Genomic DNA, 18,696 nt, shown 5'->3' on the forward strand with positions numbered 1-18,696 from the left:
TATGCACTGTAGACAATGTGTTTGTCACTTGCGATGGCAATGCGACGAAATGCAAAAAGTGGAGGATGAAAGTCACGAATCTGCGGCCGAGCCGTTTTGACAACAATAGGATGTCGCCCGGATTTCGCGACAGAGCAGCGTACAATACGGACTTCCCCCTTACTGATCGCTGTACGCCCTGCCTCATGACCATATTGCTTTCCACCCTCAACGCCCGCTACGCCCACGCATCACTGGGTCTGCGTTATCTGCTCGCGAACATGGGTGCCTTACAAGAGCAAACCCGGTTGCAGGAATTTGTGACCGGTGCGAAAACCACCGAAATCGTAGAAAAACTTTTGTCGCACCGTCAGGCCGGACAAAAACTCGTTGTCGGCTTCGGCGTGTATATCTGGAATATCGAAGAAATCACCAAGGTCGTTGCCTTGCTGAAACGCGTTGCACCTGAGGTCGTCGTGATTCTCGGTGGACCAGAAGTCTCGTACGAAACCGCCGAACAAGACATCGTCAAATTAGCCGATTACGTCATCACAGGCTGGGGCGATGTGACGTTCCCGGAGATTTGTCGCCAGGTATTACATGGCCCGAAACCTTTGATGAAAATCCACGCCGGTGTGCAGCCGCCCATGGCCGACATTAACTTGCCCTACGATCTCTACAGCGATGAAGATATCAAGCACCGCACCTTGTATGTCGAGGCATCACGCGGCTGTCCGTTTAAATGCGAATTTTGTTTATCCGCGCTGGATAAAACTGCCTGGCCGTTTGAAATTGACCGGTTTCTGGCTGAAATGGAACAACTACATGCCCGCGGAGCACGGCTGTTCAAGTTTGTTGACCGCACCTTCAATCTGAACATCAAAACCAGCCTGAAGATCATGCAATTCTTCCTCGATAAACTGGAAGCACATCCGGAGGATCCGGTATTCGCGCATTTTGAAGTCGTGCCTGATCATCTGCCTGACGCCTTGAAAGAGGGCATTAAAAAATTCCCGCCAGGGACACTGCAATTTGAACTTGGCATCCAGAGCTTCAACCCGGAAGTACAGGCACGCATCAGCCGTAAACAGGATAATCAAAAAGCCGCCGATAACATCCGCTGGCTATGCGAGAACGCAGAAGCGCATTTACACGTCGACCTGATCGCCGGATTGCCCGGAGAGACGGTAGAAAGCTTCGCCGCAGGCTTTAACAAGCTGTACGCGCTCAAACCGCATGAGATCCAGTTCGGTATCCTGAAACGCCTGCGCGGCACACCGATCATCCGTCACACCGAAGAATGGGGCATGGTCTTCGATCCTTATCCGCCTTATACCATTCTGGCAAACAGCACGATTGACTTCAGCACGATGCAGCGCCTGGTGCGCTTTGCCCGCTACTGGGATCTGGTGGCGAACTCGGGGCGCTTTGGTCATACCTTGCCGTATGTGCTGGGCGAAACGCCGTTTGAACACTTTATGGATTTGTCCGACTGGCTATACCAGCGCACCGATGCTACTCACCGGATCGCGCTAGAACGCCTGGCGGCTCTGGTCGGAGAATGGTTACGCAGCGAACGCCATATGGACGATGCCTTGGTCGAACAGATTCTAGGCAGCGATTACGCCGGTCAGGCAAATCGTAAAAATGTCAGCGATAAGTCTGCCGCCAAATTGGACAAGGTAGATAAAGGCACGCAAAAAAGCGCAGAGAAAAAAACCGACGCCAAATCCCTGCCGCAACGACAGGCACGGCATCTGGCGGCCTGATCACGTTGATAAGGTAACTGCTCAGACGAATCAACGCCGGATCTTGCCAAACGCGTCGCCTGCCTTCCAGGTTGCCATGCGCGGCGCATTGGCAACGGCATAGCCTAGGTTCAGGGTAAATTGTGCCTGCTGCACCATGCCTGATAAATCCCATTTAGGATCATATCGATCCGTCTCCTGATGATAATGCCTTGTGAAACCGTGCATGATCGCATTCGAGGCGGCATCGTTTTGCTCAAATTCAAAATGACCGTCGCCCGAAAACACGGCGGAACCCACATTGAATGCCGGAATCCCTGCACGGGCAAAGTTAAAATGATCGGCACGGAAATAACTGCCGGACAAGTCTGGCACTTGCGGCGCCAGATGCATGCCCATCTGCTTTGCCACGAGAGCGGCGGTGGCATTGAGGCTGCTGCGCTCACTGCCTGCGACGCCGATATCACGGGTTTTGCCAACGAAATTCATGCTGTCGAGGTTGAGGTCGGCACTGGTTTTTGCCAGTGGCCAGAGCGGATTTTTCACATAGGCGGCGCTGCCGAGGAGATATTGCTCCTCCGCGCAAGGCCATAAAAATATCAGGCTGCGGCGGGCCGGATGCGCCACTGCAGCCTGCGCCATCGCCATGAGAGAAGCGGCACCCGAGGCGTTGTCGATCGCGCCGTTCCAGATGTGATCCGCCTTTTCACCGCTGGTAGCGGGCACTTTGCCCAAATGATCCCAGTGGGCGGAATAGATCACGGCCTCTTCTTTCAGCTTGGGATCGGTTCCCGGCACGATGCCCACCACGTTGAATTGCTCAACCTTGCGCACTGCGACTTTCAACTCTGCCTGTACCGTGGCATTCAGCAAAACCGGCTGAAAGTCGCGGCTCTCTGCCTTCGCGCGCAGCGCATCCAGATCCTGTCCGGCAGCGCTGAACAAGGCTTTGGCGGTATTCTCATGCAGCCAGCCTTCCAGCGCATTGCCCACACCATCAAGATGGAAGCGCTCATGGCTGAAACTATTTACCGGCACGCTCCAGCCATACGATGCTGAGGAGTTGGTATGAATCAGCAGAACGCCTGCCGCGCCCTCGCGCAACGCCTGTTCGTATTTGTAGGTCCAGCGTCCGTAGTAGGTCAGTGCCTTACCGCCAAAACGCTCCGGCTCAGCTACCGTCGGTTGCGGATCGTTGACCATCATGATCAGCAGCTTGCCTTTGACATCGGCATTTTTATAATCATTCCAGCGCTCGTCATCGGCACGGATACCGTAGCCGACAAACATGACCGGGGCATTGACGCTGACCTCCGCCTGATTTCCGCCCGTACCGTACACCGCCTCTGTGCCGAATTCTGTATTAATGCGCGTGCCGCCCTTACCGCTACTCCCACCGTTCCCTCCGACATCAAACCGCAGACTACTGGCAGGTAAAGTCTGCACGCCCGTCAGCACTACGGACTGCCGATAGGTATGTCCTGTCAACGGCTGCAATCCTATCGCTGCCGCCTGCGTCTCCAGATAGCGTACTGCCAGATCGCCGCCGCGCTGCCCCGTGCCGCGCCCTTCCAGCAAATCATCGGCGAGAAACGCAAGATGAGCGCGTAACGGCGCCTCCTTCACGGTTTGTGCATGCGCGGCAAATGCGGTCAGGAAAAACGCTGCAATCGCCGTGTGCAGGCTTGCCACGGAAATTTTAAAATCGTTCATAAAAACCTCGTGAGATCGTGAGAATGAGTCGTGAGAGCGACACTAGCGATGTGTTGATGAGTGATGTTGGCATATCACACAGTTGTAGACAGAGGACCAGCAGGATTACTGAGAGAGAACCGGTCTGGCAATATCCAGGCACTCGCAGGATGGGATGCACGGAATAGTCCACACATCTGACGTCGCACGGCATAAGGGTAATCAGACCGGCTTATTCTGTCTCAGATCTGGCGATCACGCCTGCAAGCCTGAGCAGACTACAAAGAATAAATCAGGCGAATTTATCCAAAAATGCAGACAAATGTTTCGCGCGCTCGACTGCGTCTTCGACGCTGGCGGATTTTTCCGCATGCGTGACCATGGAACTGGTGAGCAAAGTAACGAAAGAACGATCCAGCGCCTTGCGTGCCGCTGACATTTGCTGAGCAATGCCATCGCAGTCAGCCGGTTCCGCGGCCTTGGCAATCAATTTCTGAATGCCACGCAACTGGCCCTCTACCCGCGCCAGCCGGTGCAGCAAATCTTTCTTCTGTTGCTCGGTTAATGCGGTGCCCTGAACGATCTTAAGTGGGGGAGTATCTGCCATGGTAGTGCTCCTGCGGTTAGTTGATGTGCGGAAAGAAGGTAATCTAAGTCATACTCTACTGAGTATCGTACCGCATTTAAAAGCAGAACAGCAAACTAAGATTTAGCTGGCGATGTACAGAGGCATCATCACAGTCAGGCGTAAACCTACCCCCTGCGCCGCCCCCTGCGTGCCATCATCGAGATGCAATTGCCCCTGATGAAGCGCCACAATATCCCGCACGATACTCAGGCCCAATCCCGCACCACCCGGGTTAATCTGACTCGACGAAGCAGCGCGGTAAAACGGTTCAAACACCTTGTCGCGCTCGCTCATGGCGATGCCCGGTCCGCTGTCCTCAATCTCCAGAACGGCATAATGTGAGCGGGACTTCATTTCGGTCCTTACCTGTATCGCAATACGTCCATATTCCGGTGTATAACGAATGGCGTTATCAAGCAGGTTTGTCACCATTTCATGCAGCAATAATTCCTGTCCTGGCAAGACAATATCCTGATCGGCATCGAGCGACAAATCGATATGTTTTTTTACGGCGGGCAGGGCAAGCTCGACACAAACCTGCCGCACCACTTGATTCAGAGCCACCGGACTCATCGCCGCTTCTGCCGCGCCATGACCGGTACGGGCCAGACTCAGCAAGCGGTTTGCCAAGTGGACGGTTGCATCGGTAGTGTTGGCAATACTTTGTACGATGTGTCGCATAGCGACTACGTCATTTTCACGTAATGCCAGTTCCGCCTGTGTTTTCAGCACGGTCAGCGGCGTGCGCAACTGATGGGAGGCGTCGGCAATAAAGCGTTTTTGTCCGCTGATCAGAGCTTGCAAGCGCGCCATATAACCGTTCATGGCATTAATCAGCGGCCGTATTTCCTTATGTACCAGACTTGCATCAAAGTCGGATAAATCCGTAGGCTCACGGGTTTCAACCTCTTCTTTCAACTGCATCAGCGGATGCAGAACAAAACGCACCGCAACCCAGACCATCAGCGCTACCGCCAGTACCAGCGCCGCCTGTCTCAGCAGGGTATCAATTAAAATAGTACGGGACAACCCACGTCGTGCATCCAGAGTTTCGCCAACCTCGATCAAGGCAATGCCACGCATCTGATCGTCATACACAGGCTGCAACAATGCCGCAATACGGATAGGCTGGCCCTGATAATCGGCATGAAAAAAATGCACCAGCGCCGGATAAATATCTGAGCGCGGTACATTCTTTGGCAGGGTCGGCAAATCTTCGTAACCCGAGACGAACTCTCCATTGACGCCGGTGACTTTGTAGTAAAGCCGTCCTAATGTGTCAGTCTCAAAACTATCCAGAGCCACATAGGGCACATTGGCTACGACTTTGCCATCCACAATAGCAACCCGCTCAGCCAGTGCCCGTGCGGACGAGAGCAAAGAACGGTCATAGGCAAGATCGGCAGCATCCAGTGCATTGCGATAAACAGAAAAGGCATTCAGCGCGACCAGAATGACCAGAGGTATGAGTAGCCAGCGCAGAAACTGGCCACGCAAACTGCCTACGGTATCGGTCTTTCCCGGGAAGAGCCAGCGCATCAAAATGGATACTCCCGGTTCAGGATTTATTGTGGTGGGAATTATTTTTATAAGACTTGATCTTCTGACCAAGGCTCGAATCACGCAATGCCCAGCGCGTTCGCAGATAGGCGTGCTTCGCCTGCCGGAGCAGGTCGGGATTACTAATCGCGCCTTCACATAAAGCAACAGTACTGGTCGCAAATCGCGTCTTATACGGCTGCTCACCACGACCGAGATCAATCACGTTCAAACCGGCTTCCTGCGCATGACTGGCGCACTCTTTCAGCAAGATCAGACCCGCTGAATACACCGCATAATCAAGCCGGTACCACGGAAACCAAAAATGCAGCACCTTCCCCGCGCGCATACCAAAATGCGCCGCGACTAATTCGTCGCCGACATGCAACGTCGATAGCATACCGCTGAAATCTGCCGTACCACGGGCACGAATCTGATCCAGCATTTGCCTGACCCAAGGAATCGCAAAAGTATCGCGCCCCTCACCGAGGGTGCGAATATATTGCGCCGACTTACCTTGCAAAAGCTGCTCATAGTCCTGATCGCTGAAACTTTGCAGCGTAAAGCGTAACTCGCCGCGTTCCCGTAAAAGCTTTCTCTCCATCTGCTTGATGGTTTTCAAGACACCAGCCTGCTTCACGTTTTGCAAGCTTGCCAGTCGCCCGGCGTATGCCTCAAAACCACCGTCGAGATCAAGCACTTGCGAACGGCTGTGCTGCCAAGCATACGAACTAAAGTCCTGACGCGTTTGCGGCATATGATCAAAGCCCATATAACGCACCCCCATCGCCCGCAATAATGGCCCGGCTAGCAGCCGTACACCTGATGCCGTAACTGGTCCCTGATAATCAGCCAGGAATAAACCCAGCGGGCGGGCATACAAGGCGTCTAAGCGGTGAAACGGTAAAAATCCCACCACATGTCCACCATCTTCACACACCACAACCCGCGTATCGTCCCGGACGTCCGCAGCAATCTGGGTAAAAGCAGGATGATAATAAGGACTCTGATATTGTTCGGTCGCCATCCGCAGCTCATGCCAGCGAGCAATCAGCGTTGTGTCAAGTTCTTTACCGTGGATCAGGCTGTATTTCATTGATGAGATGGGCGATAAGGGTACGCAAATGTGACGAAGTGTAGCATTGCTTACACTGTTTTTTTTGCCTGTTAAGGATAGAGACTTGTCCTAACTTGTTCCTATTATCGCGTTTGCAGCAACGTTAGTGCTATAAGAAATATTTTTGCAGAATGCACTTGCCTCTTTTAATTAAGATGACATCCGTTATTGGTGCCGAAGTTATTGGCACCCGATCTCAAAAATTTTGTTACCGTATTTTTTTTCAATGATTGTAGTCACATTACATACGGTATAGCTGTTCTCAATTTTTTTTGACAGCGAAATACTGTTCTCATAGCTACAGGACAGCCATTTCCCGTAAGGATAATCACCTTCAAATTGCCATTTGTCGGTATCATTTTTTTTATATTTTGAAATTATGACCGGCTTCAGATGGGCAAGTTTTTCGGGAGGTGCCTGCATAAAACCAACGCCAGTCAGTTTGAGATGCGACTCGACAAAGGGAGTCCAGCCGCCTTCTGTATTGGTCACGTTGACATGCGATGCATCAATCGTTGGCGGGCATATCAGTTGCGAGTCCGCCGCACAAGTATCTAAGGGGAGTTCGATCAAACAAAGCAAAGATACCATCGCGAAGAACGGGAAGGCTCTAGCGGTTTTTTTGTTCATAAGATGTTTATTCAATGATGGAAAACGCATCAGCATTATCACTGGACTGACGGTAAGTACCATCCTTATTTTGCCCCATGGAGAGGATATATCTTTTTGATATCCGGGGCTTATTTGCGCCATTCCATTGGTCTAAAACAAAAATGCCGCCAGTGTCCTGACTCAAATAAAAAGCAGCGTGATTACCGTGGCTGTGGCTAGGATATTTTCCATCGACAAAGGTAGCGATGGCAGTGCCTTTTTTTAATTGCAAATTACCCTTTACCGGCTTACCTTCTTTCCATAATGAGGTCTTAGGTGCTCCTGCATAGTGTTTAACCAAATCAACACATTCACCCGTTCCCACTTTATCTGTTTTATCCAGCGCATCAACATCGGTATAAATATAGGGCATACCACTTTTCCTGATTAAAATAAATGTGAATTAAACAATTTTATTGTGTTAATTATATGACATTTAATTTATACAAGGTTTCAAAAAAACAATGAAGTTGCAATCAAATGTAACTACGCGATCCGGCACACAACTAACGATATCACCCGCTGTCGGTATACAGAAAGCAGAAAACCAATTGCTCTTGTCATGCGTCTTTTACATCTCTGGAATAAGTTCGTTTTTTACTTAAGAAGAGCGATTTTTTACTACAATTCTATTGATTAAAACACATCTGCCCGGTAATCAATATTGTTGACGTATGCAAATCAATTCAACGCACTTCAAGCAAATATCCTATCCCGCGTAAAGTTGTGATTGCCACACTACCGGCACTAACTGCTTCTAGTTTTTTTCGTAGGCGATGGATATAGATTTCTATCGCATCTAGGTTCGCTTCATCGTCTAAAGCGAATACTTCATCGAATAATTTTTCCTTAGAGACGGCTTGTCCACGGCGTGTGATCAGCGCCTCCAGCACCGCATGCTCTCTTGGTGTCAGGGAAAACGAGGCTGCATCATACGAGAATAGACGGGTGACGGTGTCAAAACTCAGTGCGCCACAGGTCAGGGTCACGGCTTCGTTACCCTGAGAACGGCGCAGCAAGGCCTTAACACGGGCCTCGAGTTCTTCGAGTTCAAACGGCTTCGCCATGTAATCGTCGGCACCCAGATTCAGTCCCTGTACACGATCATGCAAACCACCACGTGCTGTGAGTATCAGCACCGGCGTTTTGCTGCCGCGCGCGCGCATACGCTTGAGTACGTCGAGTCCGTCCATTTTAGGTAAAGTCAGATCGAGTATCACCAGGGCATATTCCTGCGTGTGCAATAAGGCATCCGCATCTGCGCCATTCATCGCGCACTCGACGGTCAGATGCGCGTCGCGCAGTGCTTTAGCAAGCCAGCGGGACAGTTCTACATGGTCTTCGACGAGCAGGATGCGCATGTTGATTACTAAAAACGGGTGGAAGAAAGTCATTTCTGTTCTGCATTATGCAACGCCCGGACGACAGAGCGCGGGCAACAACACGAATGACAAGAACTGGAATTAGAGCGACGGCGTCTTTTTTATGATACAGAACTTCTGCGCCGTAATTCCACTGAAATTTATCTCCGATACGCTTTGTTGATGCTGCATTGCACCCACTTGCCACAGATTTCAGATGAAAGCTTACTGAAAGACTGGAACGCGTACACTCTGCTGCGAACTTGAAAATTGCCTTTGCTGTGACTAGTGTGATCCAACTTACGTCTGCCAACATGCCTCTACCAGCATCAAAATTTGTAGTATCACTGACCGGTTGCGTGCTCGCCCTGCTGGCGGTACAGGCAGTTGCGGGTGTGCCAGCGCCTGCGCAATGCATCGTGCCGGCAAAACCTGGCGGCGGCATGGATCAGACCTGCAAACTCGCACAAAAAGCGCTGGGCGCGCATGCGCTGCAGGTCAGCTATATGCCCGGCGGCGTCGGCGCCGTTGCGTGGACTTCGATCATCACTCAGCGCAGTGCCGAAGCCAATACTCTGGTCGCCTACTCTGGCGGCTCCCTGCTGAATCTGGCGGAAGGCAAATTCGGCAAATCGACGACCGGAAATGTACGCTGGGTGGCGGGCGTCGGTACCGACTACGGCATGATCGCGGTACGTAGCGATTCTCCGTACAAAAATCTGCGCGAGCTGATGGCCGCCATTAAAGATAAGCCGTCACAAGTTTCCATCGGCGCAGGCGGCACTATCGGTAGCCAGGACTGGCTGAAAATGGCGCAAATTGCCAAACAATCGAATGTAGATCCTAAATCGCTACGCCTGGTGGCATTTGAAGGCGGCGGCGAATCCTTTACCGCGCTGCTGGCCGGACATGTTCAAGCGGTATCTGGTGATGCCTCAGAAGCGAGTCTGCATGCGGTCGGCGACAAAATCCGGGTACTCGCCGTGCTCTCCGATGCACGCCTGCCAGGTACGCTGGCGAACGTGCCGACAGCGCATGAACAAGGCTACGATGTGACCTGGCCTATCATTCGCGGCGTGTATATGGGACCGCAGGTCAGCGACGCTGACTACAAAAAATGGGTCAACGTATTTCAACATGCCATGGCACAGCCGGGCTTTGATGAAGACCGTAAATTACACGGCCTTTATCCGTTTGCGATGACAGGTCAGGATTTGACGAATTATATTGATAAGGCAGTCATCAATTATCGCCAACAGGCGAAAGAATTTGGTTTAGTGCGTTGATTTAGTAAATCGGATCATCAGATAGCGTCGTATGAGGTAATTGCGTACGGAAAAATCTTACAGGTACCGAGTTAATTTGTTTCATCAGTTTTTATAAAAAACAACATTGGAGAAGACACATGATGTCAAAAAAATGGATTGTCGCCAGCATCGCGAGTATCGGTCTGGGCTTAGCGGGTTTCAGTATTGCGCAGGTACCGGCAGGTTATCCGGCGGATTACAGCAAGATCATTGATGCGGCAAAAAAAGAAGGCAAAATCGTTATCTACAGCGCGACGGATACCAAAGCGGTCGAACCTCTGATTAAAGATTTCAAAAGTATGTATCCTGAAGTTCAGGTCGAGTACAACGACATGAATTCGACTGAGGTTTACAACCGCTATATTTCCGAAATGGCTGCTGGCGGTAATAGCGCTGACGTAATGTGGTCGTCCGCCATGGATTTACAAACCAAACTGGTCTCCGACGGCTATGGCTTGCAATACAAATCGCCAGAAGTCAGCGGTATTCCGCAATGGGCTGTATGGAACGACTCTGCTTACGGCACCACATTTGAACCAGCCGTCTTTGTGTATAACAAGCGCCTTGTCAGTGCCGATGAAGTACCGAAAACGCATGCTGAATTTGCCAAACTGATCAATTCCAAACTGGACAAATTCAAGAACAAAGTCACCACCTATGACATCGAAAAATCCGGCGTCGGTTTTATGTTTATTACGCAGGACAGCCGTGAGAACAAAGATTTTTGGGAATTGGCTAAAGCCTTCGGCGCTGCCAGCGTCCGTGTACAGTCATCCACAGGCACGATGCTGGAACGTATTTCTTCAGGCGAAAATCTGATTGGCTACAACATTCTCGGCTCATACGCGCTGGTTCGTGCAGCGAAAGATCCATCGATCGGTGTTCAAATACCAAAAGATTACACACTGGTGTTATCGCGCGTCATGTTCATCAGCAAAGCCTCCAAACATGCTAATGCAGCCAAGCTCTGGCTCGATTACACCTTGTCTAAACGCGGTCAGACACTCATCGCCAATGAAGCCAAACTGTATGCGATCCGTGCCGATGTGAAAGGTGAAACGACCTCATCCGATCTGGCAAAACAAATTGGTATTGGCCTGAAACCTTTGCCGGTCAATCCTATGCTGCTGCAATATCTGGATCAGGCAAAACGTCTGGCGTTCCTGAAACAGTGGAAAGACACTGCAGGTAAAAAATAATCCTGGTTCTTATTCGCAGCAGTCTTCCGTAGGAATTCATCCATCAGGACTGCTGCGAATCGATGTGACATTGATACCTTACCCCATCGCGCTAATCGTACTCATTTCCTACTCATCTCAGGCATCCACACTCAAAGCAGGATGCCGACTTTGAGTTGATGGTACGGCGCTGGTACAGTCTCTATGCCGTCCACAGGACAGCTGATATCCATAAGGTCATTATGCAAACCCTCTCCCTCCCGCGCCAAAGTAAGTGGTCGCAACTAAACTGGCCACGCGGTGTGGTCGTTGTGCTGACCTTGCTGGCGATTTTTACGCCTCTCTCTTTAATTTTATTCCAGAGTTTTTTATCAGCGCCCTTCTTTGCACCGATCAAAACCTTAGGTCTGGATTCCTACCGTTTTATTTTTGACGATTCCGATTTTCGTGATGCATTCTGGAACGGCCTAATCCTAGCAACCGGTCTGGCAGTAATCGCCGTACCGCTGGGTGGCTTGCTGGCTTTTCTGATGATACGTACCGATCTGCCTGGCCGTAGCTGGATAGAGCCGGTATTGCTGGTGCCGATTTTCGTGTCACCGATGGTGATGGCGTTTGGTTATGTCGTGTCGATGGGGCCGGTTGGTTTTTATACCTTGTGGATCAAGCAGCTGACTGGTGTGGAGCCCTGGAATATTTACTCATTTATCAGCATTGTGATCATTGCCGGTTTGACCCACGTACCCCATGTTTATCTGTACTCGTCTGCCGCACTGAAAAGCCTGGGTTCCGATGTGGAAGAGGCTGCGCGTATCGCGGGCGCCTCGCCCTTTCAGGTGGCTCTGCATGTATCCCTGCCGATGATCATGCCTGCACTGGCATTTGCTGCCGTGCTGGTATTCTTCCTCGGTTTTGAAGTGTTCGGTCTGGTGCTGGTCTTGGGCGACCCTGAAGGTCATTTGGTGCTGGCAACATATCTGTATAAACTGACTAACAAGCTCGGTACACCGTCTTACCACCTGATGGCAGCTGCGGCTGTCTGTCTGGTTGCCGTTACGATGCCGCTGGTAATGGTACAGCGCTGGATGCTGAAATCAGCAAATAAATATGTATCGATTAAAGGTAAAGGTTCACGCCAGAAACCTCTGCCGCTCGGCAAATGGAAATGGCTGGCATTTGCGGTACTCGCAGCCTGGCTGATCTTCACAGTTGTGATTCCTTTGTCAGGTATCGTCTTGCGTGCGTTCGTCTCCTATTGGGGCGAAGGTGTGAAACTTGCGGATGTGATTACACTGCAACATTTCCGCGATATTCTTGAACAACCGTCCCTGATGCGCGGCATCCTGAATACCGTATTAATCGGCATCATCGGTGGTGGTCTGGCAGTAATTTGTTATGCCGCGATTGCTCTGGCAATGCATCGCAAACCCGACGGCATTACTCGCGTTCTCGATTACAGCGTGCTGGTTCCGCGAGCGATTCCCGGTTTGCTGGCTGGCCTCTCCTTCCTCTGGGTATTTTTGTTCGTCCCCTCATGGCTGGAAGGTGGTTTGCAGCACTTTGATAACGTTGTCGCGACCTGGTTGATCGATAATCTGATCCCGCAATTACGTGCCTTACGTTCGACCATTTTCTCGGTCTGGCTTGCTTACTCAGTGGTCTGGATGGCATACGGTCTGCGTCTGATCTCTACCGCCTTGTTGCAAGTTGGCCCGGAACTGGAAGAAGCCGCCCGCGCCGTCGGTGCGAATCGCGGCCAGGTGACCCGTGATGTGACACTGCCGCTGGTCAAGTTCGGTCTGCTGGGTGCCTGGCTGATGGTGTTCTTGATTTTTGAACGTGAATATTCGACCGGCGTGTATTTGCTCTCACCAGGTACGGAAGTGATTGGCGCTCTGATCGTATCGCTTTGGGCGGGCGGTTCGGTTGATCTGGTAGCGGCTTTGTCCTTCATCAATATTGCGCTGGTCGCAATAGGACTGGGGCTGGCACTACGCTTTGGTGTGAAGTTAAGTCACTGATGGTGAGCTAATTTTACCGATCATCACAAACCATCAAAAAATTATTTAGAAAAATATTGAGACTACTGAGAGAACACTATGTCCGAATTAAGCGTAAATGAATTGACTCTGGAATACGGCTCAGGCGCCACTGCAAACCCGATTCTCAAAGGCGTATCGATGGAGTTAAAGCGGGGTGAAGTGGTTGCCTTGCTTGGTCCGTCCGGCAGCGGAAAAACGACCTTGCTGCGCGCCGTCGCCGGCCTGGAATCACCAAAGACCGGCACCATCCATATCGGTGAGCGCAATGTCTTTGACGGTAGTAAAAACTGGGAGATGCCAGCCGAGCAGCGCAATCTGGGACTGGTGTTTCAATCCTACGCGTTGTGGCCGCACAAGACCGTGACCGACAACGTCGGTTACGGCCTGAAGCTGCGTAAAATGAATTCCAGCGACATTGCTGCCAAGGTCAAGGATGTGCTGTCACAACTCGGCCTGGGGCATCTGGGCGAACGTTTCCCGCATCAGTTGTCCGGCGGTCAGCAGCAACGCGTAGCGATTGCACGTGCGCTGGTCTACAACCCGCCAGTGATTTTGCTGGACGAACCGCTGTCAAATCTGGACGCCAAGCTGCGCGAAGAAGCCCGTGCTTTTTTACGCGAGCTGATCGTCAGGCTGAATCTGTCCGCGCTGATGGTGACGCATGATCAGGGTGAGGCAATGGCCATCTCTGACCGCATTCTCTTGCTCAACAACGGTGTCATCGAGCAGCAAGGCACGCCGCAAAGCATGTACGAAACGCCGAACACCTTGTTCACCGCTGAATTCATGGGTAGTAACAACAAGCTGCGCGGCAAGATCGTCAGCCGCGATGGCGACTTCGTCACGCTCGATGTCAATGGCAGTCAGCTCAAGGCCAGCCTGCGCGGCAAAAACGTGGCCGACGATGCCACAGCAATTATCCGTCTCGAAAAAGTCCGGCTGTCCAATACCCAAACCGATAACGCCATCAAGCTGCCGCTGACTACCTGTATGTATCTGGGCGACCGCTGGGAATGCCTGTTCGGGCATGCCGGTAGCGAAGGCAGCTTACGCGCTTACTCACCGTATAAGCTGGAGCAAGGTGAGTATTGGTTACAACTGGATGCCGATAAGTTGTGGGTATATTGAGTTCTTGCTTCAGCCTCAATATCTGAAATCTCAGGCGGATCAAAGCGCTGCAAATATGACTGATTTTGAGGCTGCTGCTGACCTTAATCCGCTGCGGTGCTACAGTTCGTGTCAGATATATCAGACGTGTCAGAACAGAAAATAGAAAAAGTGCGGAGCCGCCGGTTCACCACCGGCCGGTAATCTCAACAACAACGTACTACGTTATTTAAAGATCCGTGATGCTACTCGCCTTCAGCAAAACCTTACTGCTAGGCCTTGTTGCAGCCCTGATCTGCGTATGGCTCAAGTCTCCTTTACCCTGGATGATCGGCCCGCTGCTGGCAACCGCACTATGTCGTATGAGCGGCGCCGATTTGCGCAGCCCGCCAGCGGCACGTGCAGCAGGGCAGTGGGTGATCGGTACGGCGCTTGGTCTGTATTTCACACCGGCGGTCGCCCACATCGTCAACTCATTTGCAGCGTACATTTTGCTCGCGGTTCTGGTCTCCATCCTGATTGGCATCGTGTGTGGATGGCTGCTGCATCGGCTTAGTGGTATCGATACTTGTACCAGTTTTTTTGCCATGGCAATGGGTGGCGCATCAGAGATGGCAAATCAGGGCGAACGCCACGGCGCTCAGGTAGACAAGGTCGCGGCAGCACATAGTTTGCGTATTATGCTCGTGGTTCTGGTGATTCCATTCGGCTTTCGCTTGTGGGAGGTACATGGTCAGGATCCTTATGTACAGGGTGCTGCAACCGTGATGTTGGGTGGTCTGCTTTTGTTGATCGCCGCAACGTTATGTGGGGCTTTGCTGATGCAGCGATTCGATTTGCCAAATGCCTGGGTCATGGGACCTTTGCTGGTGGCAACCGGATTGAGCTATGCTGAGATTAACCTGTCCGCGTTACCACAGTCGGTCATCAATGCGGGGCAAATCCTGATCGGCATATCGCTCGGTACCCGCTTCCAACCCAGCTTTTTAAAAGCTGCGCCGCGTTATCTTGCCAGCGTCGCACTTTGCAGCACGGTGGCTTTATTACTGGCAGCGCTCAGCGGTATGACGCTTGCTGCCTGGTCTGGAATCCATGCCGCCACAGCGATACTTGCTACCGCACCGGGCGGCATTGCTGAAATGTCACTAACGGCGAAAACCTTGCAACTAGGCGTGCCGATTGTGACAGCCTTCCATGTCACGCGAATGGTGGTTTTGGTGTTGATTATCGGGCCCTTGTTTGTATTCGTACAACGATGGACGAAACGAAGTGCCATCAAGTGAACATGAAACTCCAAAATTTGCTAGCTTAGACAAAGTTTGTCGCATAATGGGTCTGCGCCGTCTCACACACCGCCAGCATATTTCATGTCCAAGCCTTCAGCATTCCAGCCGACGATTAACAACAAAAAGCCTCATGCGTTCACCGGACGCTTTTTGTTGTTAATCGTCGCGTACTTTTTTGCCGGGCGGCTAGGCTTTTTGATCCAATATATCAATCCTAATGTCAGTTTGTTATGGCTACCGGCCGGTATCGCTGTCGCTGCGCTTATACGTTATGGCAATCGTATGGTGTTGCCGATCTATCTCGCTTCTGTCGTACTGGAACTGAGTGCCGGGTTCAGCATTCCTATCGCTCTGACCATGTCACTGGGGAACACCCTCGGCCCTTTGTTGTGCTCACTAGTCCTGCGCCACCTGAAATTCAACCGCCAATTTATCCGTCGCAAAGACGTCGTCTGGTTCACCGTGGGGACAATGGCGGGCATGATGCTATCAGCGACTGGCGGTAGCCTCACGTTGTGGCAACGTGGTCTGATTACGGAAGTGTCACCTGTGTGGCTGACATGGTGGGCTGGCGACGTCGTAGGCAGTTTGCTCATCGCTCCTCTTTTGCTCTCCGTGTCATTGGAATCGCTCGCCTTATTGCGCAGCCGCAGTAAAGAGGTGCTAGCTTTTCTCGCTGTCCTGTTTGCAATCAACTGGTCGATTTTTTTAATGCCACATTACCAGCTACAGTTGACGTTTGTTGCCGTCGCTGCGATCGTCTGGCCCGCCCTACGCTTTGGCGTAACAGGCGCGTCACTGACCGCACTAGCGTCCGCGGTGTTTGCTGCATGGGCAACGTCAACAGGCCATGGCCCATTTACCAATCCTGAACTGCGAGCAAATCTCCTGATACTCTGGGTCTACATGACGACCATGGCACTTCTGGCGCTGCTGATCACAGCGCTGCAAGCAGAGAGTGCCAAGGCCGCACAAGAGGTCAAAGAAGCATTTGAGCGTATCAATAAAGTTGCATCTCGCTTGCCGGGTCTCGTAATGCAATACCGCATCCGGCCTGACCGTAGCACCTGCATTCCCTTTGCCAGCGATGCAATATTGAGTATCTTTGAAGTCTCCCAGGATCAGGTTGCCGAAAACGCCTTATTTCTCCTCGATCGTGTTGATCAGCGAGACATGGAGAATGGAAAAAACGCCATTCGGGAAGCTGCCAGAACAAAATCAGCATGGCAAAGTGAATTTCGCTTTAGCCGTCTGGACGGGTCTGTACGCTGGCTGTATATCGATGGCCTACCGGAGTCAGAAGAAGATGGCTCTATGTTATGGCATTGCTTCGTCACCGATATCACGGAACGTAAGCAGGCGGAAAAAGATTTACGTATTGCCGCCTTTACCTTCGAATCCCAGGAAGGAATTTTTGTTACGAACGCCGAATGGACAATCCTGCGCGTCAATCATGCGTTCACACATATTACGGGATACGACAACAGAGAATTACTCGGTCACAATCTGGAACATCACACCACCAAACAACAAGACCACATGTTCTACGACAACATAGAACGTTCACTGAAACAGCACCATTTCTGGCAAGGTGAATTGTGGAGCAAACGTAAAAACGGTGAAATCTATCCTCAAATGATTACGCTCACTGCGATCACAGATAGCCGTGGTGAAGTCAGTAATTATATTGGCTCATTCACCGACATCAGTCGCCACAAGGACTACGAAGCAGAGATCCGCAATCTGGCGTTTTATGATCCGCTGACGCAATTACCAAACCGTCGTCTGCTGCTGGACCGTCTGCAACATCTCATCTCTCGAGGTAACCGAAGCGATACGCATAGCGCCATTCTATTCATCGATCTGGATAATTTTAAAACGCTGAATGACACACGCGGCCATGATGCCGGCGATATTTTGTTAGTAGAAACCGCCAGCCGCCTCCAAACCTGCATGCGCGAAAGCGATACGGTCGCGCGTCTGGGCGGGGACGAATTTGTCGTCGTACTCGAAGAACTCAGTACCAGCCGCGATGAAGCAATTCAGCAAACCGACCGCATCGCTGAAAAAATCCGTCAGCTATTAAGCCTGCCTTACCAGATCATGGATTTTGAACATCACGGCTCCAGCAGCATCGGCGTCTGTCTGTTCCAGGGCAATGACATCACGGTCAAGGATTTGTTCAAGCGCGCCGACACCGCCATGTATGAGGCCAAAACATCAGGGCGAAATGCCGTGCGCTTCTTCGATCCCGCGATGCAAGCCGTGCTGGTCGTGCGCATGATGCTCGAATCCAATCTGCGTCTGGCGCTGGCAAATAATCAGTTTGAATTGTATTACCAGGTGCAGGTGAATTCTGACGGCAATCTGATCGGCGCAGAAGCGCTGCTGCGCTGGATCCATCCTGACCGCGGCTTTATCTCACCAGCAGATTTCATCCCCCTCGCAGAAGAAACCGGCCTGATTATCCCAATCGGTTTGTGGGTACTGGAAACTGCCTGCGCCCAGCTCAAACAATGGGAAAACAATGAAGACACCCGCCACCTGAGCCTGGCCGTCAACGTCAGCGCCAAGCAATTTAAGCAAGCTGATTTTGTCGATACTTTTAGCGAGATCGTATCGCGGCACGATATCGACCCGACTCGCCTGAAAATCGAACTGACCGAAAGCACCGTGCTCGACAACGTGGATGCCACAACGGAAAAAATGCATGAACTGAAAAAGCTCGGCATCTCATTCTCCATGGATGACTTTGGCACCGGCTATTCCTCACTCGCCTATCTGCAACGTCTGCCGCTGAACCAGCTCAAGATCGATCAGTCGTTTGTACGCGATTTAAGCGATGACGAAAACGACGCAACGATTGTCCGCGCCATCATCTCACTCGGAACCAATCTGGGACTGAACGTAATCGCAGAAGGCGTAGAAACCTCAGCCCAGCGCAGCTTTTTGATCGAACACAACTGCTATGCATTTCAAGGCTATCTGTTCTCTAAACCCGTACCGATGGACGGCTTCCTGAAACTGCTGAAACGTCCTGAACTCTTGAAATAAAGGATCG

General features: G+C 51.5%; 14 protein-coding genes. 7 read left to right on the top strand and 7 right to left on the bottom strand.

The annotated features are described in order from the left end of the window. The first annotated feature begins 185 nt into the window (after positions 1-185). Positions 186-1,748, top strand: a complete 1,563-nt coding sequence (locus ACO0LE_RS05040; protein ID WP_422959330.1) for a DUF4080 domain-containing protein — start codon at positions 186-188, stop codon at positions 1,746-1,748. Positions 1,749-1,778: 30 nt separating this feature from the next. Here ACO0LE_RS05040 and ACO0LE_RS05045 read toward each other — a convergent pair whose 3' ends face one another. The 7 genes from ACO0LE_RS05045 to ACO0LE_RS05075 all read right to left on the bottom strand — a co-directional run bounded on the left by ACO0LE_RS05045 (position 1,779) and on the right by ACO0LE_RS05075 (position 8,715). Further along, positions 1,779-3,440, bottom strand: a complete 1,662-nt coding sequence (locus ACO0LE_RS05045; RefSeq protein WP_422959331.1) for a M28 family peptidase — start codon at positions 3,438-3,440, stop codon at positions 1,779-1,781. Positions 3,441-3,711: 271 nt separating this feature from the next. Further along, entirely contained in the window at positions 3,712-4,026 is a 315-nt protein-coding gene (locus tag ACO0LE_RS05050; RefSeq protein ID WP_422959332.1) for a metal-sensitive transcriptional regulator, read from the bottom strand. Positions 4,027-4,128: 102 nt separating this feature from the next. Next, entirely contained in the window at positions 4,129-5,586 is a 1,458-nt protein-coding gene (locus ACO0LE_RS05055) for a sensor histidine kinase (protein WP_422959499.1), read from the bottom strand. Between the two features lie 19 nt (positions 5,587-5,605). Beyond that, a complete protein-coding gene (locus ACO0LE_RS05060; protein ID WP_422959333.1) occupies positions 5,606-6,682 on the bottom strand; it encodes a GNAT family N-acetyltransferase in 1,077 nt (358 codons plus the stop codon). 201 nt (positions 6,683-6,883) lie between these two features. After that, positions 6,884-7,333 (bottom strand): STY0301 family protein, encoded by a 450-nt coding sequence (locus tag ACO0LE_RS05065; RefSeq protein WP_422959334.1) that lies wholly within the window; start codon positions 7,331-7,333, stop codon positions 6,884-6,886. A gap of 7 nt (positions 7,334-7,340) precedes the next feature. Then, positions 7,341-7,727 carry a BPSL0067 family protein gene (locus ACO0LE_RS05070; RefSeq protein WP_422959335.1) on the bottom strand — a complete coding sequence of 129 codons (387 nt, stop codon included), beginning with the start codon at positions 7,725-7,727 and terminating at the stop codon, positions 7,341-7,343. A gap of 313 nt (positions 7,728-8,040) precedes the next feature. Next, the gene (locus ACO0LE_RS05075) at positions 8,041-8,715 is read right to left on the bottom strand and encodes a response regulator (protein ID WP_422959336.1); all 675 of its coding nucleotides are present in this window, start codon (positions 8,713-8,715) and stop codon (positions 8,041-8,043) included. 314 nt (positions 8,716-9,029) lie between these two features. On the opposite strand from ACO0LE_RS05075, the gene ACO0LE_RS05080 reads away from it, so the two are divergent. The 6 genes from ACO0LE_RS05080 to ACO0LE_RS05105 all read left to right on the top strand — a co-directional run bounded on the left by ACO0LE_RS05080 (position 9,030) and on the right by ACO0LE_RS05105 (position 18,689). Further along, positions 9,030-10,001 carry a Bug family tripartite tricarboxylate transporter substrate binding protein gene (locus ACO0LE_RS05080; protein WP_422959337.1) on the top strand — a complete coding sequence of 324 codons (972 nt, stop codon included), beginning with the start codon at positions 9,030-9,032 and terminating at the stop codon, positions 9,999-10,001. A 119-nt stretch (positions 10,002-10,120) separates the two neighbouring features. Further along, complete coding sequence (locus tag ACO0LE_RS05085) at positions 10,121-11,221, top strand: ABC transporter substrate-binding protein (RefSeq protein WP_422959338.1); 1,101 nt, start codon at positions 10,121-10,123, stop codon at positions 11,219-11,221. 221 nt (positions 11,222-11,442) lie between these two features. Next, positions 11,443-13,221, top strand: coding sequence for an ABC transporter permease (locus ACO0LE_RS05090; RefSeq protein WP_422959339.1), 1,779 nt, complete (start codon positions 11,443-11,445; stop codon positions 13,219-13,221). Between the two features lie 78 nt (positions 13,222-13,299). Continuing rightward, positions 13,300-14,370 carry an ABC transporter ATP-binding protein gene (locus tag ACO0LE_RS05095; RefSeq protein ID WP_422959340.1) on the top strand — a complete coding sequence of 357 codons (1,071 nt, stop codon included), beginning with the start codon at positions 13,300-13,302 and terminating at the stop codon, positions 14,368-14,370. Positions 14,371-14,591: 221 nt separating this feature from the next. Then, complete coding sequence (locus tag ACO0LE_RS05100) at positions 14,592-15,632, top strand: AbrB family transcriptional regulator (RefSeq protein ID WP_422959341.1); 1,041 nt, start codon at positions 14,592-14,594, stop codon at positions 15,630-15,632. 84 nt (positions 15,633-15,716) lie between these two features. Beyond that, positions 15,717-18,689: a bifunctional diguanylate cyclase/phosphodiesterase gene (locus ACO0LE_RS05105; RefSeq protein WP_422959342.1), complete on the top strand. Its 2,973-nt coding sequence runs from the start codon at positions 15,717-15,719 to the stop codon at positions 18,687-18,689. Positions 18,690-18,696 lie beyond the last annotated feature (7 nt).

The organism is Undibacterium sp. Xuan67W, from assembly GCF_049340165.1.
In the GTDB taxonomy this organism is placed as follows: domain Bacteria; phylum Pseudomonadota; class Gammaproteobacteria; order Burkholderiales; family Burkholderiaceae_D; genus Undibacterium.